Raw genomic sequence first — 4314 nt, forward strand, 5'->3', positions numbered from 1 at the left:
TTATCGATCTGGTCGAATGCGCGAGCAGCACCGCCGTAGGTTTTAGCCAGTACGGTAGTGATTGCAGCGGTCAGCGTTGTTTTACCATGGTCAACGTGGCCGATAGTACCGACGTTAACGTGCGGTTTTGTACGTTCAAACTTTTCTTTAGACATCGATTGTCCCTCTAAGACACGGATAAATCGGTGATATCACCACATCAACCAGGCAACATGCCCGACTTGTTGAATGCAATAAACAGAAGGAAAAAACAGGGAGGAGAAAAGAAGTGGTGCTGATAGGCAGATTCGAACTGCCGACCTCACCCTTACCAAGGGTGCGCTCTACCAACTGAGCTATATCAGCACATCTTGGAGCGGGCAGCGGGAATCGAACCCGCATCATCAGCTTGGAAGGCTGAGGTAATAGCCATTATACGATGCCCGCATCCTGGAACTCGGCTACCTGATTTTCATTCTGCACTGAATATCGAGAGAAGCTCTCTTTATTCGAGCCGGTAAGCGAACTTATCGTCTCGGGCTACGCCATCGCGTGGCCGAAATTGGTGGTGGGGGAAGGATTCGAACCTTCGAAGTCTGTGACGGCAGATTTACAGTCTGCTCCCTTTGGCCGCTCGGGAACCCCACCGGACTTGATGGTGCCGACTACCGGAATCGAACTGGTGACCTACTGATTACAAGTCAGTTGCTCTACCTACTGAGCTAAGTCGGCATCAAGTAGCGCGCATTCTATGGAGACATGCGAGTTCATGCAACTAAAAAATTGCATAATTTGTTTTATTGGTCACATTTTGCGCAACACGATGAATAAACAGCCGAATTGCGAGCAGATTAGCATACTTTTTCAGCATCACTCTGCATTAACAATGCGCGCCAGCTAAAACACAATTCTTTTTATCAGATGGAATATCTGTCACATTGCTTTTCAACGATAGCTTCCTGGAAGAGATTTTTTCTTATTATTCCTCCCCATCTGGTGTTACCCTCCTGCCCATTAACCCATTCAACAGAACTGTGACGCGCCATGGCAAATATCGCTTTGCCGATAGAGCTATGACCGCCAGAAACATGCTTATGAGTATAAAAGAGCAAACGTTAATGACGCCTTACCTACAGTTTGACCGCAACCAGTGGGCAGCTCTGCGTGATTCCGTACCTATGACGTTATCGGAAGATGAGATCGCCCGTCTCAAAGGTATAAATGAAGATCTCTCGTTAGAAGAAGTTGCCGAGATTTATTTGCCTTTATCGCGTTTGCTGAACTTCTATATAAGCTCGAACCTGCGCCGTCAGGCTGTTCTGGAACAGTTTCTTGGCACTAACGGACAACGCATTCCTTACATTATCAGTATTGCTGGTAGCGTCGCGGTAGGGAAAAGTACGACTGCTCGTGTGTTACAGGCACTATTAAGCCGTTGGCCGGAACACCGTCGTGTTGAACTGATCACTACAGATGGCTTCCTTCACCCTAATCAGGTTCTGAAAGAACGTGGCCTGATGAAGAAGAAAGGCTTCCCGGAATCGTATGATATGCATCGTCTGGTGAAGTTTGTTTCCGATCTCAAATCCGGCGTGCCAAACGTTACAGCACCTGTTTACTCGCATCTTATTTATGATGTGATCCCGGATGGAGATAAAACTGTTGTTCAGCCTGATATTTTAATTCTTGAAGGGTTAAATGTCTTACAGAGCGGGATGGATTATCCACACGATCCACATCATGTATTTGTTTCTGATTTTGTCGATTTTTCGATATATGTTGATGCTCCGGAAGACTTACTTCAGACATGGTATATCAACCGTTTTCTGAAATTCCGCGAAGGGGCTTTTACAGACCCGGATTCCTATTTTCATAACTACGCGAAATTAACTAAAGAAGAAGCTATTAAGACTGCCATGACGTTGTGGAAAGAGATCAACTGGCTGAACTTAAAGCAAAATATTCTACCTACTCGCGAGCGCGCCAGTTTAATCCTGACGAAAAGTGCTAATCATGCGGTAGAAGAGGTCAGACTACGCAAATAATTTTCAGGGGAGCTAATGCTCCCCTTTCTTATTTTTCTGCACTACGCAGGGATATTTCACCCCCCATCCAGGGTTTTATTATTCCATCCTGCTCAAGCAATAAAGCGCCCTGTTTGTCTATTCCGCGTGAAATGCCAAATATTTCTTTATCACCAATGATAAGTTTCACTGGGCGATTAATAAAATTATCCAACTTTTCCCAGCGCGAAAGATAAGGTGCCAATCCTTCTTGCTCGAAGAGTTCCAGCGCCGCGCGTAATTCACGTATTAGCATGGCCGCCAACATATTACGATCGAGATTGATCCCCGCTTCCTGCAGCGTGATCCACCCCTGATTAACGACACTCTCTTCAACACGACGCATTGCCATGTTAATCCCGGCACCAATGACTATTTGCGCCGCATCGCCGGTTTTGCCTGTCAGCTCCACAAGAATGCCTGCCAGCTTGCGATCCTGCAGATAGAGGTCATTAGGCCATTTAACGCGGACTTTATCAGCTCCCAGCTTGCGTAATACTTCCGCCATCACGATACCGATAACCAGACTTAAACCAATCGCCGCCGCCGGGCCTTGTTCCAGACGCCAGAACATCGACAAATATAAGTTTGCGCCAAAAGGCGAAAACCATTTCCGACCACGACGACCACGGCCAGCCTGCTGGTATTCTGCAACGCAGGCATCGCCCGATTTAAGCTCTCCGATACGGTCAAGGAGATATTGATTCGTGGAGTCAATAACTGGCAGCACGGCTACACTACCGCCATCCAGCTGACTCAATATCTGTTCAGCATTAAGTAACTGGATGGGCTCAGGCAGGCTGTATCCTTTACCCGGAACGGTAAAGACATCAACACCCCAGTCACGCAGTGTCTGAATGTGTTTATTAATAGCCGCCCGGCTCATTCCTAACGTTTCACCCAGCTGCTCGCCAGAGTGAAATTCACCATTCGCTAACAGCACGATTAATTTCAGTGGAACGGTATTATCCTTCATGAAATCGTCTCCACTGCGCTAACTTCACCTGATGCACCAATAAAGCGAACTTCTGGCTCAAGCCAGACATTAAATTTTTCACCCACTTTCTGTCTTACATGATGTGCCAGTTGCACGACATCTTCGCTTTTTGCATTGTCTTCATTAATGAGAACTAACGCCTGTTGACGGTGCACCGCAGCCCCACCCATTTGCATCCCTTTTAGCTGGCACTGATCGATAAGCCAACCTGCTGCCAGTTTTACTGAACCATCCGCCTGGGGGTAATTTGGTGCTGTTGGAAATTGAGCCAGTAATGCTTTAGCCGTTTCGGCAGATACAACAGGGTTTTTGAAGAAACTACCGGCATTGCCATTCACTTTTGGGTCAGGGAGTTTGGTGGTGCGCATATGACACACCGCATCAAATACTTGCTGTGGCGTTACTGTTGTAGGATCCAGACGAGTTAAGTCACCATACGTTAGTACAGGTTGCCACTCTTTTGGCAGACGCAGACCTACGGCTACAATGGCGAAGCGGTCCTGGTATTCATGTTTAAAAATACTGTCGCGATAGCCAAAACGGCACTCTTTAGCTGTTAAACGCTCTTGCTTGCCTGTCGCCAGTTCAACACAGTCAACATAAGCGCAAACTCGCTGTAATTCTACACCATAAGCCCCAATATTCTGGATAGGTGATGAACCAACACAACCAGGAATTAATGCCAGATTTTCCAGACCAGGCATACCTTCCTGCAAAGTGTATTTTACCAGGCGATGCCAGTTTTCTCCGGCTCCTACATGTAAATACCACGCATCAGGTTTATCATGAATTTCGATACCTTTGATCCGGTTGATGATCACCGTACCGCGATAGTCTTCCAGAAAAAGTACATTACTTCCTTCACCCAGAATAAGAACGGGTTGTCCTTCTGCGGTTGCATGCTGCCAGGCATTGAGTAATTGTTGTTCGTCTTCGGCACATACAATGTGCTGAGCATTATGATCAATGCCAAATGTGTTCCAGGGTTTTAAGGAGTGGTTCATAGCTGCTTTCCTGATGCAAAAACGAGGCTAGTTTACCGTATCTACGGGGGGATGGCTTGTAGATATGACGATAGGAAGAGTTTGTAGAAACGCAAAAAGGCCCAGTCTTCCGACTGGGCCTTCTGCTTAATTTGATGCCTGGCAGTTTATGGCGGGCGTCCTGCCCGCCACCCTCCGGGCCGTTGCTTCGCAACGTTCAAATCCGCTCCCGGCGGATTTGTCCTGCTCAGGAGAGCGTTCACCGACAAACAACAGATAAAACAAAAGGCCC

The 4314-nt window shown here is 47.1% G+C and carries 4 protein-coding genes and 4 tRNA genes; 1 reads left to right on the forward strand and 7 read right to left on the reverse strand.

Translation table 11 applies throughout. From position 1 onward, the window contains the following. The 5 genes from AACS80_RS23750 to AACS80_RS23770 form a co-directional block, all read right to left on the reverse strand. On the reverse strand, nucleotides 1-155 hold a 155-nt coding region (locus AACS80_RS23750), incomplete at its 3' end, for a GTP-binding protein (RefSeq protein ID WP_001690099.1). A 114-nt stretch (nucleotides 156-269) separates the two neighbouring features. Beyond that, nucleotides 270-345, reverse strand: a tRNA-Thr gene (locus tag AACS80_RS23755). Between the two features lie 6 nt (nucleotides 346-351). Next, nucleotides 352-426, reverse strand: a tRNA-Gly gene (locus tag AACS80_RS23760). A gap of 116 nt (nucleotides 427-542) precedes the next feature. Continuing rightward, a tRNA-Tyr gene (locus AACS80_RS23765) sits at nucleotides 543-627 on the reverse strand. Nucleotides 628-635: 8 nt separating this feature from the next. Next, nucleotides 636-711: transfer RNA gene (locus AACS80_RS23770), tRNA-Thr, on the reverse strand. 362 nt (nucleotides 712-1073) lie between these two features. Here AACS80_RS23770 and coaA point away from each other — a divergent pair. Then, nucleotides 1074-2024 carry a type I pantothenate kinase gene (coaA, locus tag AACS80_RS23780; protein ID WP_000023081.1) on the forward strand — a complete coding sequence of 317 codons (951 nt, stop codon included), beginning with the start codon at nucleotides 1074-1076 and terminating at the stop codon, nucleotides 2022-2024. 28 nt (nucleotides 2025-2052) lie between these two features. Here coaA and birA read toward each other — a convergent pair whose 3' ends face one another. Both birA and murB read right to left on the reverse strand, forming a co-directional pair. Beyond that, nucleotides 2053-3018, reverse strand: coding sequence for a bifunctional biotin--[acetyl-CoA-carboxylase] ligase/biotin operon repressor BirA (birA, locus tag AACS80_RS23785; protein ID WP_135410788.1), 966 nt, complete (start codon nucleotides 3016-3018; stop codon nucleotides 2053-2055). Continuing rightward, nucleotides 3015-4043, reverse strand: a complete 1029-nt coding sequence (murB, locus tag AACS80_RS23790) for a UDP-N-acetylmuramate dehydrogenase (protein ID WP_130261282.1) — start codon at nucleotides 4041-4043, stop codon at nucleotides 3015-3017. Before murB ends, birA begins: the two co-directional genes overlap by 4 nt. Between the last annotated feature and the right edge of the window lie 271 nt (nucleotides 4044-4314).

It is taken from the genome of Escherichia sp. E4385 (assembly GCF_963883145.1).
Taxonomy (GTDB): Bacteria; Pseudomonadota; Gammaproteobacteria; order Enterobacterales; family Enterobacteriaceae; genus Escherichia.